Source organism: Streptobacillus felis (assembly GCF_001559775.1).
GTDB lineage: Bacteria > Fusobacteriota > Fusobacteriia > Fusobacteriales > Leptotrichiaceae > Streptobacillus > Streptobacillus felis.
This window is the reverse complement of sequence record NZ_LOHX01000100.1, coordinates 1-3,121: the sequence shown is the minus strand read 5'-3', so window position 1 is coordinate 3,121 and position 3,121 is coordinate 1. Positions and strand designations below refer to the sequence as shown.

Below are 3,121 nucleotides of genomic sequence, written 5' to 3'. Positions count from 1 at the left end.
ATGGTATAAAAAGAATGCTTTTTACAAAAAAAAGTATTCTTTTTTTATTTTTCAAAATTTTTATCTAAATTTTTATTTTTTTCTTCAGCTTTTAAATTTAAAGCTTGATCTAATTCTTTTTCATATAGGGAACTACGATAAATAGAGAAATATTTAGTATTCTCTAAGAACTCTTTAGCCTTATCTAGAATATCTTTAAATTTAGGAAATTTCTTTTCTAGATAAGAATGAAAATATTTATAAGTACTTAGTCTATCCTTTAGTTCTATATTCTCTTTAAATAACTTTTCTTTTTCTTCATTTAGAGCCTTATTTTCGCTTTCTTTTAATTTTAAGCTATTTTGATATGCCTTAACCTCATAATTCGCCTTAGAAAGCAAATTTAAGCCATTTTCAACGTCATTTGCGTCATAATACTCTTGATTACTAAATTTTGATCTTTTCTTTTTCTCTCTTAATTTATCAATTACGACTAAATGATTTGTAGATATTTCATTACTAACTAAGAACTCTTCTTGCTCCTTAACCTTTTTTTCTAATTTAGCTATCTTCGGTTTGTATTCTCTTTCTAAATTTTCTTCTAAATTTTTCTTCATTTCTATGTAATCATTAACAAATAAATCTTTATTTCTTCCTTTTTCTTTTGCTTTTAAATCAATATCTTTTCCATAAATTGATTGCATTTGTTCTAATAAATTTTCTCTTAACTTATCTTGTAAATATTCTAGTTTTTCTTTTTTAAAAACTGAAGATTTACTTACTTGTTTTTCTAAACCTGTCTTACAATTTTCTTTAATTGGAACACCTACGATTTGAATATGAGGACTAGATTCGTCATAATGAATTACAGCTGATATGATTTTATAGTTAGGTAATTCTTTTTGTAATTTATTTATTTGGTCTTGAAAAATTGGTGTCATTTTTTTTCTTTCTTCAAGAGATTTAGTTTCCCAAAATTTCATATCACCAACTTGAATAATTGATTCGACTGCAATTTCTTTTTGTAAAGAATTAGAAATATTTTCAAAATAATTTTCAATTTTTCTTGATTCTTTTTTTTGTTTATCATTGTATTTTTTTAGAGAATCTTCAAAAAAATTTTTATAAAAATCTTTAACATCATTAACTAAATTTTCAGTACCTATTAAAATTTCATTTTTAGATTTATCAAATTTATTTGATTCAAATTTTCTCAAATTATGCTTTTGTACTGAAACTAATTTTTTCAAATTTTTAATAGAATGATTCTTTGATCCAATATGAAAAGAATAACTTAAAGCCATAAAAATATCACTCCTTTTTTATTTTTATTTTATCATTTTCTTATAGCACTGTCAATCAGTTGCTATAACTCCCTAGTGGTTTTGTCCTAAAGGAGCAAAACGCACGGAGCAAAGGGCTAGCCCCTTGACCCCTTAGAGTATTGAAATTTTTCAATACTCTTGGACCTCAAATTTTGCAATTTGAGTTCAAAAAAAAATGTTCAATTTTAACATTACGTTTTGAAACGTAACTTCAAAAATTAAACAAAAAATTTTCATTCAAAAGTGATTTTTTAGAAAAAATATTTTTAATGAAAATAAAAAAAGGAGTGCTGCGACACTCCCAAAAAATTTTAAAATCTTAAAATGATTTTTTGTTAAAAAGCTAATTGAGCTAGTAACAAAAAAATCAAAATAAAAAATAAAATTTTTAAAACACGAATGAACATATTTGCACCTCCTTAATTGCAAAAGTGCAAAACAATTATATCATAAAAAATTATAAAAAAAAAAGTTAGTTCGCAGCTAACTTTTTTATGTTCATTCGTTTTACAAATATATTATATCATATTTTTTTAAAAAAGTTAAATAAAAAATGAGAGGGTTGCCCCTCTCGAAACATACACATTAATTTAAACTAATATAGTTTACCTTGAATTTCAAAAAAATGCAAATTATACTAAATGTTTTTTGAAATAATTATGCCATATTTCTAAGTTATCAAAGTTAAATTGATTTGTAAAATTATCGTCTTCATTTTTTACCTTAACTATAATTTTTTCATCTTTATTTTGATATATATTTGTAATTTTTAAATAATTATATCTATTAAAAACTTGATCTTTTACATAAAGAGTTCTACCGATATAGTAATCTTTATTCAATTTTTTATTTGTGTTATATTCAACATTACCTTCTAAAGTATAACCTTGAGTTTCAACTATTTCTTTAGTAAATGTAAATATAAATCCCTTTACTGAAGGACGTCCTTTTCTTTTCTTATCGTATTTTTTTATAATCTCTAGTTGATATTTTTCTCCTAATTCTTTTAGTATAGGTTTTAAAACTCTTTTATCAATATCACTTACCAGATAATTTTCAGGTATGTTTAATTGATGCTTAAATTCATTAAGAGATACCCCCCAAAAGCCCCTACCTCTAAATTGTTTCATTCTTCTAAAAAATTCTTTAGTATAACTAGATTTAAAGTTTACAAACTCTTCTAATTCAAATCTAGTGAAGTTCTTAGCTATTTCATTTAATACCCATTTAAATTCTTGATTTATTCCAATACTGATATTTTGATTTTCAGTATCGATAGTATATTTAGTAAATAAAACGAACCTTGTCCATCTAACGTTATTACCGATTTTAAAATTAATGTTAATTAATTTTTTATACATGCTATCCAAAGTTTTAGCAAAGCTTAATGAATTAGTATCATTCCATTTAGTTAATTGTTTTAAATAACCAAAATCAAACTCTATTTCTTCCAATCCTTTTTCCTTCATTCTAGACATTATTGCCATAAGAATATCTAATTCGGTAGAATTAAAGTTTCTAAGACCTATTTTATTCATATCATTATTGTATTTTACAATCTCATTAGCCATAAAATAACTCCTTTTTATTTTATTATATCATATTTTAAGGACAAAATCAATAAAAGTCCCTTAATTCACTGAAAATCTTGTTTTTAATCCATTGAAAAAGTCCTTTTTAATCCATTGAAAAAGTCCTTTTAATCCATTGAAAAAGTCCTTTTAATCCATTGAAAATGTCCTTTTTATACCCTCGCAGAGCTAGTATTTATCAGTATTTGCGAGAACGGAAAAGAATGTATAAAAGATACATAAAAG

At 23.6% G+C, this 3,121-nt stretch carries 2 protein-coding genes; both read right to left on the bottom strand.

The annotated features are described in order from the left end of the window. Positions 1-44 precede the first annotated feature (44 nt). Positions 45-1,283 carry a plasmid recombination protein gene (locus AYC60_RS01595; protein WP_067320481.1) on the bottom strand — a complete coding sequence of 413 codons (1,239 nt, stop codon included), beginning with the start codon at positions 1,281-1,283 and terminating at the stop codon, positions 45-47. Between the two features lie 653 nt (positions 1,284-1,936). Then, complete coding sequence (locus AYC60_RS01590; protein ID WP_067320479.1) at positions 1,937-2,875, bottom strand: replication initiation protein; 939 nt, start codon at positions 2,873-2,875, stop codon at positions 1,937-1,939. Positions 2,876-3,121: the final 246 nt, after the last annotated feature.